We start from the raw sequence: 16,944 nt of genomic DNA on the forward strand, positions 1-16,944 counted from the left end.
AAGAAAAAAGATGCCCCTTATCGGGACACCCTCCTTTCATTTGCAACATTCTTGCAGTACGTTCTTTAGAACAAAAGTTCATCTGGATTGCTTCCGAACCGCTCATTTTTATTCAAGGCATCTATTTGATTCATTTCGTTAAGGCTTAATGAAAAGTCAAATACCTGTGCATTTTCCTCTATACGGGACGGCGTAATCGATTTAGGTATTACGACGAGATCATTTTGCAAATGCCATCTAATTAACACTTGTGCTGAACTTTTCCCATGCTTCTTCGCTATATGATTAATTGTCGGCTCTTCCAAAAGATTTCCTCTGCCTAGGGGGCTCCATGATTCTACCTTGATTTCATGTTTTGCACAGTACTCACGAATTTCGACTTGAGTCAAAAGTGGATGTAATTCGATTTGATTGACGACCGGTTTCACTTCACTGTTTGCAAGTAAATTTTCCAAATGATGAACATGGAAATTACTTACACCGATTGATTTCACTTTTCCATCCTTATAAAGCTTTTCCAGTGCCTTCCAGGTTTCCAGATACTTATCTTTACCCGGCCAATGGATCAAGTATAAATCCAAATATTCCAAGCCAAGACGATTTAAACTATCATCAAATGCCTTGAGTGTCGTTTCGTATCCTTGCTCCGTATTCCACACTTTAGATGTAATGAACAATTTTTCACGAGGCACACCGCACTCCCGAATCGCCTGTCCAACTCCTTCTTCATTTCCATAAATGGCTGCCGTATCAATTGCACAATATCCTACTTCGATCGCTTTCTTGACTGACTCAACGGTTTCATTGCCGTTTTTAACTTTAAATACACCGAAGCCCATCTGTGGCATTTGGACTCCATTATGTAAAGTGATCATTTCCCCAATATTTGTAATCATTCAGTCATTCCCCCTTTACTTTTATTTACCAATTATACATCGACCCACCTTCTATTTCTAACCAAAAGCCTCTGGATTAAATGGGTTTCTAAAATGAAAATGAACTCCTGAATATATATAACAAAATGAAAAATTTCCTATTTAATCCTTCACCAAATTAATTATTTTGTAAAAAAATGACGAAACCTCTATCCTTATAGATATGAAATTCGTTACAATTGAATAGTTGATTTTAAACCAAGTAAAAAAGAAGGTGCCATCTTTAAAGAATAATCAAACGTAAAACTTCCATTCTAATTAGTGAGGAGTCGCAAGCTGTCTTGCGCCAATTTATTGGCCACAATCCATAGTTACATTACATACTTGAAATTAAGGGAGTCTTCCATGTATGAATAGCATATTCATCTTAACCGCGCTAATTATTATTTTTGCTTTGGTCTTTGACTTTATCAATGGTTTCCATGATACGGCTAACGCCATCGCTACAGCTGTATCGACCAAGGCTCTAAAACCACGTCATGCAATCATCATGGCTGCGGTCATGAATTTATTAGGAGCGCTGACGTTTACTGGTGTAGCGCATACCATTACGAAGGATATCGTTGATCCCTTCACATTAAACAATGGCTCTTATGTTATCCTTGCTGCTCTTCTTTCGGCAATAACATGGAATTTAATCACTTGGTATTTTGGCATTCCAAGCAGTTCATCCCATGCAATCATTGGTTCAATTGCGGGAGCTGCCATAGTGGCGAGTGGCTTCGATGCAATTAAATGGAGTGGATTCACTAAAATCGTCCAGGCATTGATTCTATCCCCCATCCTTGCCTTTACGCTTGGATTCATTGTATACAGTATCTTCAAGGTAGTATTCAAAAATAATAATTTAGGAAAAACCAATAAGCGATTCAGGAGAATACAAATTCTCACGGCCGCCATCCAGTCTTATACACATGGAACGAATGATGCTCAAAAATCCATGGGTATCATCACGATGGCTTTGATCGCTAATGGATATGCCTCTACCTCTGAAGTTCCTTTCTGGGTACAATTATCCTGCGCAATAGCCATGGCGCTTGGTACATCAATCGGGGGTTGGAAAATCATCAAAACGGTTGGCGGTAAAATCATGAAAATACGGCCGGTAAATGGGGTTGCTGCAGATATAACTGGTGCAGGCATCATTTTTGGTGCCACCTTCCTGCATATGCCGGTCAGTACGACACATGTCATTTCCTCTTCCATACTTGGGGTCGGTTCTGCACACCGCATTAAAGGGGTAAAATGGGGAACAGCTAAAAGCATGTTGATCACTTGGTTCATCACCTTGCCGATTTCCGCTTCATTAGCTGGAATTATTTATTATTTCATTGCTTTATTTTTATAAAATCTTGAGTCTTTCCATATCGGAAAGGCTTTTTTCTACGCTTGCAAGTGTAACTGTTTCCCATTTTTTACTTATCCTTGTTTTTGTATGTAAAGTTTTATTAAGATTTTGTAAATTTTCGTCGAAAAACCTTCCCTGAAACTACATGAATTCGTTACAATCAATTTGTTAATACTAAGCGTACGACTAAAAGTGCGTAAATTTGCATGACTAATTGGGAGGCTTTAACATGGCTTTTAAATCAAAAAAAGACAAATTCGCAGTAATGCTTTTCAACATCGCTCAAAATCTTAAAGAAGGTGCTGACTATTTCGCAGATTATAAACTGAAAAACATCTCCGATCTAAAAGTATTTTCAGATACGATGAAAGACTATGAGCATAAAGGCGATTCAATGGTTCATAACGTGATTAAAGAGCTGAACAATGCCTTCATCACTCCTATCGAGCGCGAGGATATCCTTGAATTAACCATGAGAATGGATGATGTCATAGACGGTTTGGAACACTGTGCCGCATTATTCGAAATGTACTCAATTGTCAATGCAGATGAGTATATGCTTAAGTTTGTGGATGCAATCAAAGAGTGTACATATGAGATTGAAATAGCTGTCGATACACTTTCCACAAAAAAATTGCCAATGATTCGTGAAAATGCAATCAAAATTAAAGATCTTGAATCCGTTTGTGACGGAATCCAACGTCAATCGATCAAAAACTTGTTTACCGTAGAAAAAGATCCAATCAGGATCATTCAATATAAAGAAATTTACGAAAGCCTTGAAGACATCGCCGATCATTGTCAAGCAGTGGCCAATACCCTTGAAACAATCATAATGAAAAACGCCTAAGGAGTACCCCAATAAATGGATACTTTATTAATTTTAACAATATTAATCGTTTTCTTTGCTTTAGCATTTGACTTCATCAATGGTTTCCATGATACAGCCAATGCAATAGCGACTGCTGTTTCAACAAAGGCCATGAAGCCTCGGCATGCCATCATCATGGCGGCCATAATGAATTTCGTCGGAGCCATGACATTTACTGGAGTGGCGAAGACAATAACGAAGGATATCGTGGATCCGTTCACGCTTCCGAATGGTTCATATGTAATATTGGCAGCTCTGCTCGCCGCAATCATATGGAATCTTCTTACCTGGTATTACGGAATACCAAGCAGTTCCTCCCACGCATTGATCGGTTCGATTGCAGGTGCTGCAATTGCTGCAGCAGGATTCGCAGGCATTAAATGGGAAGGATTCTTGAAAATTCTTCAAGCTTTGATCTTCTCCCCGTTAATTGCTTTTGCAATCGGGTTTATCGTTTACAGCATCTTTAAAGTCGTCTTTAAAAACAATAACCTGACAAAAACAAACCAAAGGTTCCGTACTATACAGATTGCTACTGCAGCACTTCAATCGTATACCCACGGAACGAACGACGCCCAAAAAGCGATGGGTATCATCACGATGGCCCTTATTGCAAATGGTTATGCAACAAGTTCAGAAATCCCCTTCTGGGTTCAATTTTCCTGTGCGGTAGCAATGGGACTTGGAACTTCCGTTGGCGGATGGAAAATCATTAAAACCGTAGGCGGCAAAATTATGAAGATCCGGCCGGTCAATGGTGTTGCTGCGGATCTAACCGGAGCCTTTATCATTTTCGGCGCGACCATAATACACATGCCAGTCAGTACCACCCATGTCATTTCATCTTCAATCCTTGGAGTTGGATCGGCCCATCGTGTAAAGGGCGTAAAATGGGGAACGGCTAAAAGAATGATCATCACTTGGTTCATTACCATTCCCATCTCGGCAACATTAGCAGGTTTGATTTATCTTTTGATTAATTTCCTATTCTAATGTAAAAAAATCCCTTCCGGTTCACATCGGTAGGGATTTTTTGTTTTCATCAAAAAAGCATCTTGTAATTTAAGGATTTATCTATGCTTATTCATAAGAAATCGTATAAAATTCAAGGAGAAGGAATTTTTTTAAGCGAGGGGCAAAATAAATATGAAGGAATTCGAAAAAAATAGAGATATTTTTAAAGACCTTTATGGAGATATGATGGAGTTTGCCGATAGAATCAGTTCTGTTTTAGGCTGCCCCATTACAATCGAGGACGGTAACCACCGCTTACTTGCATATAGCACACATGATGATACTACGGATCAGGCTCGTATAATGACCATTATCGGAAGACGTGTACCTGAAAAGGTCATCAACAGTTTATGGAAAGATGGTTTCATCCCAGCTTTATTGAAAGAAGATGCACCCATTAAAATAGGGGCCATCAATGATGTTGGTCTTGGTAACAGGGCTGCAGTTTCCATTCGGAAAAATAATGAAGTCCTTGGCTTCATTTGGGCCTTGGAAGTCAATGAACCTTTCTCCGAAGAAGATATGAAATTCCTGCAATTCGCTGCCAAGGAAGCGAAAAACCAATTACAGCAATTGCAATTGAAAAAGAAAAGGAAAGAAGCTGGGCATCAAGAATTCCTTTGGCGCATGTTGACTGGACACTACCAAGAAGAATCTGAAATAAATGAAAATTTCACGAAATTCTCCATCCATGTTCCCGTGGTTTTTTCCATTTTAGTATTCGAATTTCCTAAAGAGATCAATCGCGAAGTGGAACGCTACATTTCATATATGTTAACGACTACGCAAAAGATAAACAGTTCCTTATTTGCCATTGACCATAACAAGCTCATTCTTTTCGCAGGAGCCAACCAGGAAAACAGCCCTTCTTTTTCTGCATCTATATATGATTTCATTCCTTTTTTCATACTGGAAATGAAACGGCGTTTCGGTGTTGAGCATATCCTTGGAACGGCTGGCAATATGTATAAAAACTTAATGGATGTTAAATCAAGTTACGAAGAAGCACAATACACCCTGAAAATGAAGAATATTTTCCCTGATGACATGAAGCTCATTTTACATTATGAAGAACTTGGCATGTTTCAAATGATTGAAGCGCTCGCAAGCAACAAACAGCGTCATGTTCATCCTTCCATATTGAAGCTAAAAGCATACGACATGAAAAACCAGACGGAATTGCTGCAGACACTCACTGTCTACCTAGAGAAAGACTGCAACCCAAATGAAGCTTCTAGAAATCTTCATATCCATGTGAATACATTGAATTACCGATTAAAACGAATCTCAGAAGTGGGAAACATCCGGTTAAAAGATCCCATTCAAAAAATGTCCCTGTTTCTTAACATAAAACTTAAACAATATGATGAATTTTTCAAGAAAAATCAATGATATATTCCTTGATATGGAATACTAGAAGTGTGATGAAAGGTTGATCATATGAAACTTGAAACAAAAGAAGAACTTGAAAAAGAATTAAAGATCATAGAAAAATGGGAAAAGGATCAGAAAGGGCTATGGTTTTGGGAACGGATTGGGCGAATCCCCTTCAAACTATTGGACAAATTGACACCGGATTTCATTCAGAAAAAATTGGGTGTCATGCTTGATGAAATCGGCAGCTACATTCAGAACGGTGGAAAATATCTAACGAAAGAAGCTCATATTCTAAGTAAGCTAAGGGCCAAGAATCCCGAGGTGAATATTACTGCCCTGGAAGATGTTTCAGGCATCCCCCTCCATATCATGGATAGCGTTAGTCAAGAAATTAAAAATTCAGGCAGCAAATTGGCAACGGTTCAAGGCGCCACTACCGGTATTGGTGGAATCTTCACCATAGCTATCGACATCCCCCTTCTTCTCGGTATGTCGATCAAAACACTTCAGGATATCGCCATCACTTATGGCTTCAATCCCAGTGACCGCCAAGAGCGTATTTTCATAGTCAAATGTCTGCAGTTCACAACTTCGGATGTTGTCGGCAAAAGGGTCCTATTAAATGAATTGTCGAAAATGAACCTGCCTGATTCAGAAACAAAAAGGGAAATAGCATCCGAGCTGCAAGGATGGCGAGAAGTCGTTTATACATACCGTGATCAGTTTGGCTGGAAAAAGCTTCTGCAAATGGTTCCGGTTGCTGGAATTATCTTTGGTGCCCTGACCAATCGTTCCATGATTGCCGATATGGCCGATACGGGAATCATGCTTTATAAGAAAAGACGGATTTTAGAGCGCATTCAAGAGCCTATAGCAAAGAATTAGAATTCAGCGTTATATCTTCACACGTTTATGATATGAATCAAGTGCCTTGGTCCTGGTAAGTCCATCTATATTGAAACTGCATTTGTGGAATTCCACAAATACACCTTTTTCATTTTTCTGATTTCCACATACTAACTGTTTCTTTTTCCAACTATACTTGAGATACAAATAGTAAAACATATTATTGGAGGGATTAAGATGAGAATAGGAATTCCAAAAGAGATTAAAAACAATGAAAACCGTGTAGCTATCACTCCAGCTGGGGTTGTAGCATTAGTCAATGCGGGGCATGAAGTATTAATCGAAATGAACGCAGGTCTAGGAAGCAGTTTTACAAATGAATCATACCAGGAGGCTGGCGCAGTTATAGTCGAGGACGCTGCAAGCGTTTGGTCAAGCACAGAAATGATCATGAAAGTAAAAGAACCTATCTCATCTGAATATAAATATTTCCGAAAGGATTTAATCCTTTTCACATATTTGCATCTTGCGGCTGAACCGGCACTAGCTCAGGCCCTAAAAGAAAGCGGTGTCTTGGCCATTGCTTATGAAACAGTTGCAGTGAACCGCACACTTCCTTTACTGACACCAATGAGTGAAGTGGCTGGACGCATGGCTGCACAAATCGGTGCTCAGTTCCTTGAAAAAAATAACGGTGGCAAAGGAATTCTCTTAAGCGGAGTTCCTGGAGTGAAACGTGGTAAAGTCGCTGTTGTCGGCGGAGGCATGGTTGGAACGAATGCAGCTAAAATCGCTATTGGATTAGGCGCAGATGTTACCATTCTTGACTTAAGCCCTGACCGCCTTCGTCAACTTGATGATATTTTCGGAAATGAACTGACTACACTCATCTCCAATCCTTATAATATTGCAGAAGCAGTCAAAGATGCTGATTTAGTAATCGGTGCTGTATTGATTCCAGGTGCTAAAGCTCCTAAACTCGTTACAGAAGAAATGGTTAAATCGATGTCCCCAGGTTCAGTCATTGTCGATGTTGCAATCGATCAAGGCGGTATCTTTGAAACGGTTGACCACATAACAACACATGATAACCCTACTTATGTTAAACATGGAGTAGTGCATTACGCAGTAGCGAATATGCCAGGAGCGGTGCCACAAACCTCTACAGTTGCTTTAACTAACGTAACAGTACCATTTGCACTGCAAATCGCAAACAAAGGCGCAATCAAGGCGATCCTTGAAAATGACGCACTTGCAAAAGGCGTCAACGTGGCAAACGGTGAAATCACGTTCGAAGCAGTTGCAACAGACCTAGGCTACAATTACGTAAGTGTTGAAAACGCCTTAAACCCAAATAACATTAACGCTTAATAAAAAATAAGAGTCCAGACACACATCGTGTCTGGACTCTTATTTTTTTGGACGGGAACCTTGAAGATGTCCCTTTTCGTACAAACTTTTAATAAGTTGGATGTTCCTTCGTTTTGGTCAAATTATCTGGATGAAGGTCGGATTATTCTTTGCTTCGGTCGAATTATTCGGATGAAGGTCGGATTTTCCTGCCCTTTCACAAATAAAGATTAATATTATACTAATCTACCATAATAGACTATTTCTCTAATCCGCGAAAATTTTCCCAGGATTCATTATTCCTTTAGGGTCCAATGCCTGTTTGATGGTTTTCATCACTTCGTAAGCTGCGCCATGTTCCCTTCGCTGATACTTTGATTTTCCAAGGCCGACCCCATGTTCACCAGTACATGTACCGCCTTTCGTTAAAGCATATTCAACGATTTCTTCATTTAACCTCTTCGCTTCATTAACTTCCTCAGGATTATTTAGATCAATCATGAACAACACATGATAATTCCCGTCACCTACATGTCCTACAATCGCTCCCTCCACTTTTGATTGTTCGACTTTCTCCCTTGTATCCAATATTGCATTCGATAATTCATTAAGCGGCACACTTACGTCGGTCACCATCAGTTTCTTACCCGGGGCACTATGAATGAATGCGTACGCGAGATTATGGCGGGCTTCCCATAAAGCATTCCGTGCTTTTGAATCCGTTTCAAACTGGATATCCCCACTTCCAAAATCACTTACGATTTCCTTGGCAAACTTGATGTCCTGTTCCAGTCCGGCAAAATTACCATGAAACTCCAGGAATAAAGTTGGTTTGACATCATAGGATTTGTCCATGAATTGATTAACTTTTTTTATGGACTCGGCATCAACCAATTCAATTCGTGCAATCGGGATTCCAGCAAGCATGATTCCATTAACCGCAGATACGGCCTGTTCCACGGTTGGAAATGAAGCTCTTCCTGCCATGGTGACTTCAGGAATGCCGTATACCTTCAATGTCAGTTCAGTAAATACACCCAGCGTACCTTCCGAGCCGACAAACAAGCCATTCAAATGAATGCCTGAAGATGATTTTGTCGCTAAACTTCCGGTATGGATCACTTCACCGTTTGCTAAAACCACTTCCAGATTCCTGACTTGGTCACGCATAATCCCATATTTGACCGATGTCGTCCCACTTGCATTCGTAGCTGCCATTCCTCCCATTGTTGCATCGGCGCCAGGATCGACGGAAAAGAACAAACCGTATTTTTTTAATTCTTTATTGAGCTGCGTCCTTGTCACACCTGGTTGAACCTTCACAAGGAAATCATTTTCCCTGATTTCCAATACTTGATTCATCAAGGACAAATCCAGGGAAATCCCCCCTTTGACCGGAACTACATGCCCCTCCAAACTTGATCCTAATCCAAATGGAATGACCGGTATTTCATGCTCATTCGCATAACGCACGACTGCACTGACTTCCGCAGTATCTCTTGGGTATATGACCATATCCGGTAAATGCGGAGAATGATATGATTCGTCATGGCTGTGCTGTTCCAATAAAGCCTCATTCACCGTTACTTGTACTTCCGTCAGTATCTTCCTTAGATCCTCTATATAGCCATTCATTCTGCATCCCCCTCTTTTTTACTAAACATTCAGATAATAATATTCAAAAAAGGAGATTGCCCGCTTGGAGGCAATCCATCCTTCCTTACTTGCCGAACCCTTTCGTTTTATCCGTGCAGGCTTTCATTGCTTGTAAAATGCTGGATCTAAACTGATTCCTCTCTAAAGACGCTACTGCGGATATCGTTGAACCACCCGGGGTGCAGACATCATCCTTTAATGAGGCTGGATGTCTTTCCGTTTCAAGTACCATTTTAGCAGCTCCCATTACAGCTTGTGCTGCCATTCGGTATGCTTGTTTCCTTGGTATGCCATCACGGACCCCTCCATCTGCCAGTGCTTCGATGAACATGTATACATAAGCAGGTGAAGAACCGCTGATGGCTGGTACTGCATCCATCAAATCTTCATGCAGGATTTCCGTTTTGCCGAAGCTATTCAGCAGTGCAGTCACATCCTCTATATCAGCACCCGTAATTTCATCATTAATGCTCATAGCCGTCATGCCTTCACCGACAAGTGAAGGGGTGTTTGGCATCGTGCGGACAACCTTCACTCTATTCCCGAAGATATTCTCAATTAGGGATATAGTGATTCCAGCTGCCATTGTAATGATCACAGCATCATCTTTCACATGGTTCTTCACTTCTTCAAGCACCTGCTTATGCATGGAAGGTTGAATCCCTAGAAACAGAAAATCAGCAAAACCGGCAACCTCTTTATTCTCCAAGGTTCCTTTAACCTTATATTTCGTGGTGATTTTAGTTTTAGTTTCGACACTCGCTGTACTGACCATGATTCCATCAGGGGAAATGACCTCTGCATGCAACATGCCCTCAAGCATTGCTTCCCCCATTTTACCGCATCCAATAAACCCGATTTTTTTATTCATATCTTACACTTCCAATCATAAGTTCATCTATGTTCCTTTTTATTATATCGGATATGGTAAATGGAAACACGCTTGCGGGTATTAATCAAGAAGGATTTAGTGGATTCTGGTCGAATTACTCCTTTACCTTAAAAAACCCACTCCTTCATGAAACATTTTTTGCGAAAAAAAATGTTGACTAATTGGTCACTTCAGATTTATAATTTTGACCTACCAGTCACAACCTAATAAAGGAATATAGATTAAGGAATGGAGAAATAGTATGCAAATTGAGAAAAAAGTGGTTAATACCAAGCTTGTCTTAGCAGGATTGATCATTGGAATGTTTTTCAGTTCATTGGAACAGACGATTGTCGGGACGGCAATGCCGACGATAATCGGTGAATTGAATGGTTTTACCATCTTTGCATGGGTAACGACTGCATATTTAATAGCCTCAACGACAGTTGTACCGATTGTTGGAAAGCTATCTGACTTATATGGCAGACGTTCCCTTTATCTGCTTGGTACGATCATTTTTACGATCGGTTCGTTTTTATGTGCCACTGCCACTTCGATGGAGCAATTGATCATCTACAGGGGCCTGCAGGGAATTGGCGGCGGAATGATCATGCCCTTGTCCCAAACGATAATAGGCGATATATTCTCTGCGGAACAAAGGGCCAAATGGCAAGGTGTATTTGGAGCCCTTTTTGGTTTAAGTTCTGTCATTGGTCCTTTTCTGGGCGGACTGATCGTTGACCATATCAGCTGGCATTGGATCTTTCTGATCAATGTACCGACGGGCTTACTATCTGCCATATTGATTTATGTCGGGTTGAAACATGAAGGCATACGAAAAACAGAGAAAGTGAATATCGATTATCTAGGCATTTTCACCTTGATTCCTGGTATTGTCCTCTTACTGCTAGGCTTGACTTTCGGTGGTGATAAGTTCGAATGGGTATCACTGGAGTCTCTCTTGATTTTCGGCAGCACCATTGTCTTCATTACCCTATTCATCTTTTTTGAAAGAAAAGCAGTTGAACCGATTCTTGATTTATCCCTTTTTAAAAATAGAGTATTTGCCACCACAAGTATTTTGGGATTCCTGCTGGGCCTCGGGATGTTCGGGGCAATCATGTTCGTCCCGCTGTTCATGCAAGGGATTCTTGGAGTTTCACCAACAAAAGCAGGGTCGACAATGACTCCGATGATGATCGGTTTGATTCTTTCCAGCGTCGTTGGCGGGCGGTTACTGTTGAAATTCCGTTTTCGAACAGTGCTTACCTATGGAATGGCCATTGCGACGCTAGGCTTCTTCCTAATGAGTACGATGGACGGCAGTACGACCATATTCACTGCGTACTCATTCATGGCTATCCTTGGGATCGGTATGGGTCTTGTCATGCCGACATTGATGATTGCCGTTCAAAATGAATTTCCAAAATCACAGCTAGGGTCGGTTACAGCGGCTTCGACCTTCTTCCGATCAATAGGGGGAACGATGGGCATCACGGTTTTGAATGCCGTCATGAATCATAATCTCCAGCAAAATATGGATGATGCGGTCGTTAGCCAAAAGAACCCTGTATTGCATGAGGCATTGAAAGCACTAGCCGATAAAACGGATAAGTTATTCAACATCATGCTTTATCCTGAAAACCTTAAAATGCCGGCGGAAGTCAGTAATATCCTTATAAAAACGATTGAAAATGCTTGGATCGGTGCATTTTCCAGTGTTTTCGTCACAGGTATCTTTTTTGTTTCCGCCGGAATATTAGTGGCACTTTCCGTGGGTTCGGGCCGAATAAAAAGAGATCAAGAAACCGAAAAGGAAATAGGTTAAAAATATGCTCTGGACCGGCTGATTATATCAGCCGGCCTTTTTAATTCCCGCATTCTATGTTTCTTTTTCATCGATAAGGGAAATTTACCTGTTAGAGACTAAATGGAGTGATACTATGAACAAGATAAACCATTCAATTTTGCCTGCGGATTTTTATAATCAGCCTACGCTTGAACTGGCAAAATCCCTGCTCGGCTGCCTGATTGTAAAAGAAACTGCAGATGGAACCGCTTCTGGATTCATTGTTGAAACAGAGGCTTATATGGGACCGGTGGACAGGGCCGCACATAGTTTTGGAAATAGAAGGACTAAACGGACGGAAGTGATGTTCGGTGAGTCCGGTTTAATTTATACATACGTCATGCACACACATACACTGGTCAATGTTGTAAGCGGCGGGCCTGAAAATCCGGAGGCCATTTTGATTCGCGCTTTGGAACCCTATTCAGGGCTTGAGTTAATGCAGGAAAGACGCGGAATAGCCGATATACGTAAATGGACGGATGGACCTGGAAAGCTAACCAAGGCACTTGGCATCACCATGGCTGATTATGGTCGGTCCTTTACTGATCCTCCTCTATATCTTGCTGCCGGAAAGCAGCCCGAACACATTTCTAGCGGGCCGCGCGTCGGAATTGATAACTCCGGGGAAGCAAAAGATTATCCGTGGCGTTTTTGGGTTACCGACAATCCGTTTATCTCTCGCAAGAACCTAATTAAAAAAGGATGACAGGAAAAATCACGGTGATGATATCTCCTCTAAGTGAACGGTGAAAAAGGCTACAGGTATTCTGTGGATGTTTCACAAGTACTTTGTGGGGATTTTTTTCTATGTCCATAAGAAATAACTGCTTAGTAAAAGACAATCCAAATTACCAAGAAGATAGTAATTTCCACCAGTCCGGGAGTTCTCCCCCAGACTGACTGATTAATGGGCGGCGGGGAAAGTCCGAAAAAATAATGGACTCCGCATCTCGAAGTCCATTCCAAAAAGTCGTGGACGAAAGCACTGTGAATGTATGTAGAGTCCACCGAAGACACAAGGAACAAAGTGTTAGTTGAAGTAATTACTAATCCTTCTTTTATTAGTGACAACCAATAACTTGTCACAATTCCGTCTCCTTTTTCCCTTTCTTTTCTTCTTTCAAAATAACTCGTTACATTACAATTAAATCCACTTACAATTTTTACCTAAACGTTCAACTTCCAGCCTATTACATTAGTAATAATTAATTGACTTCCTTCTATTACGAATCTAATATAGTTAAGTCAGCAACATGGAAGGTGGTTTATGATGAACGTTCAGGCCCTTTTGCAAATGAATACAATTTTTATTAGTATCCTAATTGAATCCCTTCCCTTCATTCTACTGGGAGTCCTTATATCTGGAATCATCCAAATGTTTGTGTCAGAAGAGATGATTGCAAGGATTATACCGAAAAACCCGATCTTATCAGTTCTATTCGCAATAGGTGCAGGGGTCTTTTTTCTTGCATGTGAGTGCGGGATCGTCCCGATTACCCGCCGTTTGATTGCTAAAGGGGTTCCTCTTTCAGCGGCCATTGCCTTTATGCTTTCTGCTCCTATTCTGAATCCGATCGTCCTGTTTTCCACCTATATTGCGTTTGGTAATAGCTGGAGCATGGTTTTCTATCGTGGTGGAATTGCATTGGTGGTCGTCTTGATCATTGCATTCATCCTATCTTTTCAATTTAAGACAAATCAGCTTAAACAGGAACATATCGAACATACACATCACAATAAACATACATTTAAAGACAAGATAACGGGGATGTTTAAACACTCGATTGAAGAGTTCTTTTCTGTTGGAAAGTACCTAATCATTGGTGCACTTCTGGCAGCTGCCATTCAAACCTTTTTGAAAACATCCCTATTGCTAGAAATTGGTCAAGGCAAATTACCCGGGAATGTAGTCATGATGGCTTTGTCCTATGTCATGTCCTTGTGTTCCCAAGCCGACGCATTTGTTGCAAGTTCTTTTAGAAGTACCTTCTCGCCCTCTTCACTAGTTGCTTTTCTTGTATTTGGGGCCATGTTTGATATTAAAAATACGATCATGCTTTTAGGTACATTCAAAACAAAATTTGTTTTATGTTTGATGGCTTATATATTTATTTCCGTCCTTGGTTTAACTTTATTGTTTATTTCTTAAAGAGGGTGTTTTATATGGGAAGATTATTCATATTACTTGGACTTACATTTTTATTCATGCATCTACACGCCTCAGGGAATATATCGAAATACATTAATATGGAATATTCTTATGTTTCACAGATTGCTATCTATATATTGGCTATGTTCACTTTAATGGGATCTTATATATTTATCAAAGAAGGAAATCAAGAAGAGTCTGAGGATTGTCAGTGCGGGCATGATCACTCCCAGGAAAACAAGAAATGGAAAAAAAACCTTACTTACACGCTATTTTTAATTCCCATTTTAACCGGCCTCTTTTTGCCTGTTGCCACAATGGACTCCAATATCGTTGAAAAAAAAGGATTTCATTTCCCCGTGTATGATGACACAGATGAATATAGCCAGCATCAATTTCTGCAGCCGGATACGAGTCTTTATTATGGCAAGGATGATTATTTAACTTTAATGGATCACTCGCTCAAAAGCTTGGCTGATCGTGATAGTCTTCATTTAACCGACAAAAACTATCTTACCGATTTAGAAGCCATCTATTACTCCCCTGGAAAGTTCGCCGGCAAACAAATAACGTTAACCGGATTTTCGTACAATTCAGATGAGCTAGCCAAAAACCAGGTATTCCTGTTTCGTTTTGGGGTCATTCACTGTGTCGCAGACTCTGGGGTATTCGGTATGCTGATCGAATTTCCTGAAGGAATGCATCCTAAAAATGATGAGTGGTATTCCGTGACGGGTGAATTGGAATCCATTTATTATCAGCCATTTAAAAAAACCATTCCTATACTCAAAGTATCATCACATAGCAAAATCGTTGAACCTGATGATCCCTACGTTTATAGACAATATTAAAAAATTAATCAAGGAAAGGTAAGGATATGTATTCTTACCTTTCTTTTTAATTACCCGACCCCAAACCTCCATTTTATGTAATGAATTTCAAGGAGACTTGTTATCCATTTCTACGGCCAAACCCTGTATTTTTGAAACTATCTTTGAACCATCCCAACCTACTTTCTGCAATTAATATAATCCGAATGTGCCCTATTTCACTGCACTTGAATCCCACTCGAGGTGACTAGACCACATTTACCTGTAACAGGATAACCTGAAAAAGGCGAATTTCATTTATTTTCTAAATGAATTTTTTTTTTTATATTGTCATGTTTTTTATATTTCATAGCCTTATAATATAAATGCTACATATTTTTTTACCACATCAGGAGGAACTTTCCTAAATGAACAATTCGAAAAGCTCTTTTATTCTTGCAGGAACTATAATAGGTACCCTTGTGGCAGGAAATTCTGCTTATGCTGGTTCTTATCAAGTCAAATCAGGGGACACCCTTGATAAAATTTCTAAAGCTAATAATACAACTGTCCAAGAGTTAAAATCTCAAAACCATTTGACCAGTGCCCTTATTTTTCCCGGCCAGGTCTTGAAGGTCAATAGCCTTAACATGCAAACGGATAAAAATATAGACAAAACCGGAAAATATGTGGTTAAACTGGGGGATACTTTATCTAAAATTGCTAAAAAATATAACCTTTCCCTTAGTGCCTTGCTTAAATCAAACCCTAATATTTCTAATTCGGATCGTATTTATATTGGACAATCCATCCGTGTTTCCGGACAAGCTCCTGCATCTAGCTCTAAGGCTAAAAACAGTAATTCAAGTGATACATACACAGTCAAATCAGGGGACACCCTGGGAAAAATCGCCAGAGTCAATAATATGACTATCCAACAATTAAAGTCTGAAAACCGTTTGACTAGCACTCTTATTTTTCCCGGTCAAGTTTTGAAGGTTAATACCCTTAACAACAATACGAACAATAGTAAAAATACAACAGAAACTTATGTGGTTAAACTAGGGGATTCCTTATCGACCATCGCTAACAGATATAACCTTTCCCTTAGTGCCTTACTTAAAATAAACCCTAATATTTCTAATTCAGATCGTATTCGTATAGGCCAATCCATCCGTGTTTCCGGGAAAGCATCAGTATCTTCATCTGCATCTAAAAAACCGTCCAAATTGACTTATTCTTCCAAGGCGGATCAAGTTTTGGCTGCCGGCGCAAGATACCTAGGAGCTAAGTATGTTTACGGTGCGAGCACTTCACGTACTGACATATTTGATTGCTCTTCATTCACATTAAGAGCTTTCCAAAATGCAGGTATTTCCTTGCCTCGAAATTCAGTGGCACAATCACAGGCTGGTACGGCTGTATCTCTGAAAGCCCTTCAAAAAGGGGATTTAGTATTTTTCGATACCAATAATGATGGTGTAATTAATCATGTAGGAATTTATGCCGGAAACGGTCAAATGCTGAATGCTTCCACATCTAAAGGTGTATCCTACGCTAACATTAACAATTCTTACTGGGGACCTAGTTTTGTAAAGGCTGTCCGTGTTATTAATTAAATGATGGCAATAACAATTGCTGGCTAAACATTCACTTTAAAAAAATTTTATAACAAATGGAAAGCGTGTTTTGATAAAAAAGATCAAACACGCTTTTTCGCATGATAATGATCCAACATTTTACATTATCAATATTCCCATTAAAAAAAGGCCTTCTCCGATAGGAAGGCCTCAGACTGTAGACAAACTCGAGGAAAATCGAGTTTGTCTATTTTTTATGAGTTGTACAATTTGGCCGTTGATTGGA

Annotated in this window: 14 protein-coding genes; 11 read left to right on the forward strand and 3 right to left on the reverse strand. The window is 40.0% G+C overall.

Features of this window, described 5'->3' with window-relative positions; all coding sequences use genetic code 11:
- Window positions 1-65 precede the first annotated feature (65 nt).
- Window positions 66-896, reverse strand: a complete 831-nt coding sequence (locus SB775_RS19105) for an aldo/keto reductase (RefSeq protein WP_410862788.1) — start codon at window positions 894-896, stop codon at window positions 66-68.
- Window positions 897-1,284: 388 nt separating this feature from the next.
- Here SB775_RS19105 and SB775_RS19110 point away from each other — a divergent pair, with 388 nt between their 5' ends.
- The 6 genes from SB775_RS19110 to ald all read left to right on the forward strand — a co-directional run bounded on the left by SB775_RS19110 (window position 1,285) and on the right by ald (window position 7,762).
- Window positions 1,285-2,283 carry an inorganic phosphate transporter gene (locus SB775_RS19110; protein ID WP_061461860.1) on the forward strand — a complete coding sequence of 333 codons (999 nt, stop codon included), beginning with the start codon at window positions 1,285-1,287 and terminating at the stop codon, window positions 2,281-2,283.
- Between the two features lie 229 nt (window positions 2,284-2,512).
- Window positions 2,513-3,133, forward strand: a complete 621-nt coding sequence (locus tag SB775_RS19115; RefSeq protein WP_061461859.1) for a DUF47 domain-containing protein — start codon at window positions 2,513-2,515, stop codon at window positions 3,131-3,133.
- Window positions 3,134-3,148: 15 nt separating this feature from the next.
- On the forward strand, window positions 3,149-4,147 hold the full coding sequence (locus tag SB775_RS19120; protein WP_061461858.1) for an inorganic phosphate transporter: 999 nt from the start codon (window positions 3,149-3,151) through the stop codon (window positions 4,145-4,147).
- A gap of 153 nt (window positions 4,148-4,300) precedes the next feature.
- Entirely contained in the window at window positions 4,301-5,560 is a 1,260-nt protein-coding gene (locus SB775_RS19125; protein ID WP_061461857.1) for a PucR family transcriptional regulator, read from the forward strand.
- 48 nt (window positions 5,561-5,608) lie between these two features.
- Window positions 5,609-6,430 carry an EcsC family protein gene (locus tag SB775_RS19130; protein WP_061461856.1) on the forward strand — a complete coding sequence of 274 codons (822 nt, stop codon included), beginning with the start codon at window positions 5,609-5,611 and terminating at the stop codon, window positions 6,428-6,430.
- Between the two features lie 198 nt (window positions 6,431-6,628).
- Window positions 6,629-7,762 carry an alanine dehydrogenase gene (gene ald, locus SB775_RS19135; protein ID WP_061461855.1) on the forward strand — a complete coding sequence of 378 codons (1,134 nt, stop codon included), beginning with the start codon at window positions 6,629-6,631 and terminating at the stop codon, window positions 7,760-7,762.
- Between the two features lie 246 nt (window positions 7,763-8,008).
- Here the strand turns inward: ald and SB775_RS19140 are convergent, their stop codons facing one another.
- Window positions 8,009-9,376: an FAD-binding oxidoreductase gene (locus tag SB775_RS19140; protein WP_410862791.1), complete on the reverse strand. Its 1,368-nt coding sequence runs from the start codon at window positions 9,374-9,376 to the stop codon at window positions 8,009-8,011.
- An 85-nt stretch (window positions 9,377-9,461) separates the two neighbouring features.
- Complete coding sequence (gene proC, locus SB775_RS19145; RefSeq protein ID WP_410862792.1) at window positions 9,462-10,268, reverse strand: pyrroline-5-carboxylate reductase; 807 nt, start codon at window positions 10,266-10,268, stop codon at window positions 9,462-9,464.
- A 262-nt stretch (window positions 10,269-10,530) separates the two neighbouring features.
- On the opposite strand from proC, the gene SB775_RS19150 reads away from it, so the two are divergent.
- The 5 genes from SB775_RS19150 (at window position 10,531) to SB775_RS19170 (ending at window position 16,697) form a co-directional block, all read left to right on the forward strand.
- Window positions 10,531-12,096 carry an MDR family MFS transporter gene (locus SB775_RS19150; RefSeq protein ID WP_089364689.1) on the forward strand — a complete coding sequence of 522 codons (1,566 nt, stop codon included), beginning with the start codon at window positions 10,531-10,533 and terminating at the stop codon, window positions 12,094-12,096.
- Between the two features lie 115 nt (window positions 12,097-12,211).
- Complete coding sequence (locus tag SB775_RS19155) at window positions 12,212-12,826, forward strand: DNA-3-methyladenine glycosylase (protein ID WP_061461851.1); 615 nt, start codon at window positions 12,212-12,214, stop codon at window positions 12,824-12,826.
- A 561-nt stretch (window positions 12,827-13,387) separates the two neighbouring features.
- Window positions 13,388-14,269, forward strand: a complete 882-nt coding sequence (locus SB775_RS19160) for a permease (RefSeq protein WP_410862794.1) — start codon at window positions 13,388-13,390, stop codon at window positions 14,267-14,269.
- 14 nt (window positions 14,270-14,283) lie between these two features.
- Window positions 14,284-15,120, forward strand: a complete 837-nt coding sequence (locus tag SB775_RS19165) for a TIGR03943 family putative permease subunit (RefSeq protein WP_061461849.1) — start codon at window positions 14,284-14,286, stop codon at window positions 15,118-15,120.
- A 386-nt stretch (window positions 15,121-15,506) separates the two neighbouring features.
- The gene (locus tag SB775_RS19170; protein WP_089364687.1) at window positions 15,507-16,697 is read left to right on the forward strand and encodes a C40 family peptidase; all 1,191 of its coding nucleotides are present in this window, start codon (window positions 15,507-15,509) and stop codon (window positions 16,695-16,697) included.
- Window positions 16,698-16,944 lie beyond the last annotated feature (247 nt).

This window comes from Peribacillus sp. SIMBA_075 (assembly GCF_046534585.1).

Excerpts from the sequence above, each read along its gene's own strand:
- SB775_RS19155 (WP_061461851.1), top strand. The coding sequence starts at position 12,212 with ATGAACAAGATAAACCATTCAATTTTGCCTGCGGATTTTTATAATCAG.
- proC (WP_410862792.1), bottom strand. The coding sequence starts at position 10,268 with ATGAATAAAAAAATCGGGTTTATTGGATGCGGTAAAATGGGGGAAGCA.
- SB775_RS19125 (WP_061461857.1), top strand. The coding sequence starts at position 4,301 with ATGAAGGAATTCGAAAAAAATAGAGATATTTTTAAAGACCTTTATGGA.
- SB775_RS19170 (WP_089364687.1), top strand. The coding sequence starts at position 15,507 with ATGAACAATTCGAAAAGCTCTTTTATTCTTGCAGGAACTATAATAGGT.
- ald (WP_061461855.1), top strand. The coding sequence starts at position 6,629 with ATGAGAATAGGAATTCCAAAAGAGATTAAAAACAATGAAAACCGTGTA.
- SB775_RS19165 (WP_061461849.1), top strand. The coding sequence starts at position 14,284 with ATGGGAAGATTATTCATATTACTTGGACTTACATTTTTATTCATGCAT.
- SB775_RS19130 (WP_061461856.1), top strand. The coding sequence starts at position 5,609 with ATGAAACTTGAAACAAAAGAAGAACTTGAAAAAGAATTAAAGATCATA.
- SB775_RS19150 (WP_089364689.1), top strand. The coding sequence starts at position 10,531 with ATGCAAATTGAGAAAAAAGTGGTTAATACCAAGCTTGTCTTAGCAGGA.
- SB775_RS19105 (WP_410862788.1), bottom strand. The coding sequence starts at position 896 with ATGATTACAAATATTGGGGAAATGATCACTTTACATAATGGAGTCCAA.
- SB775_RS19115 (WP_061461859.1), top strand. The coding sequence starts at position 2,513 with ATGGCTTTTAAATCAAAAAAAGACAAATTCGCAGTAATGCTTTTCAAC.
- SB775_RS19120 (WP_061461858.1), top strand. The coding sequence starts at position 3,149 with ATGGATACTTTATTAATTTTAACAATATTAATCGTTTTCTTTGCTTTA.
- SB775_RS19140 (WP_410862791.1), bottom strand. The coding sequence starts at position 9,376 with ATGAATGGCTATATAGAGGATCTAAGGAAGATACTGACGGAAGTACAA.
- SB775_RS19110 (WP_061461860.1), top strand. The coding sequence starts at position 1,285 with ATGAATAGCATATTCATCTTAACCGCGCTAATTATTATTTTTGCTTTG.
- SB775_RS19160 (WP_410862794.1), top strand. The coding sequence starts at position 13,388 with ATGATGAACGTTCAGGCCCTTTTGCAAATGAATACAATTTTTATTAGT.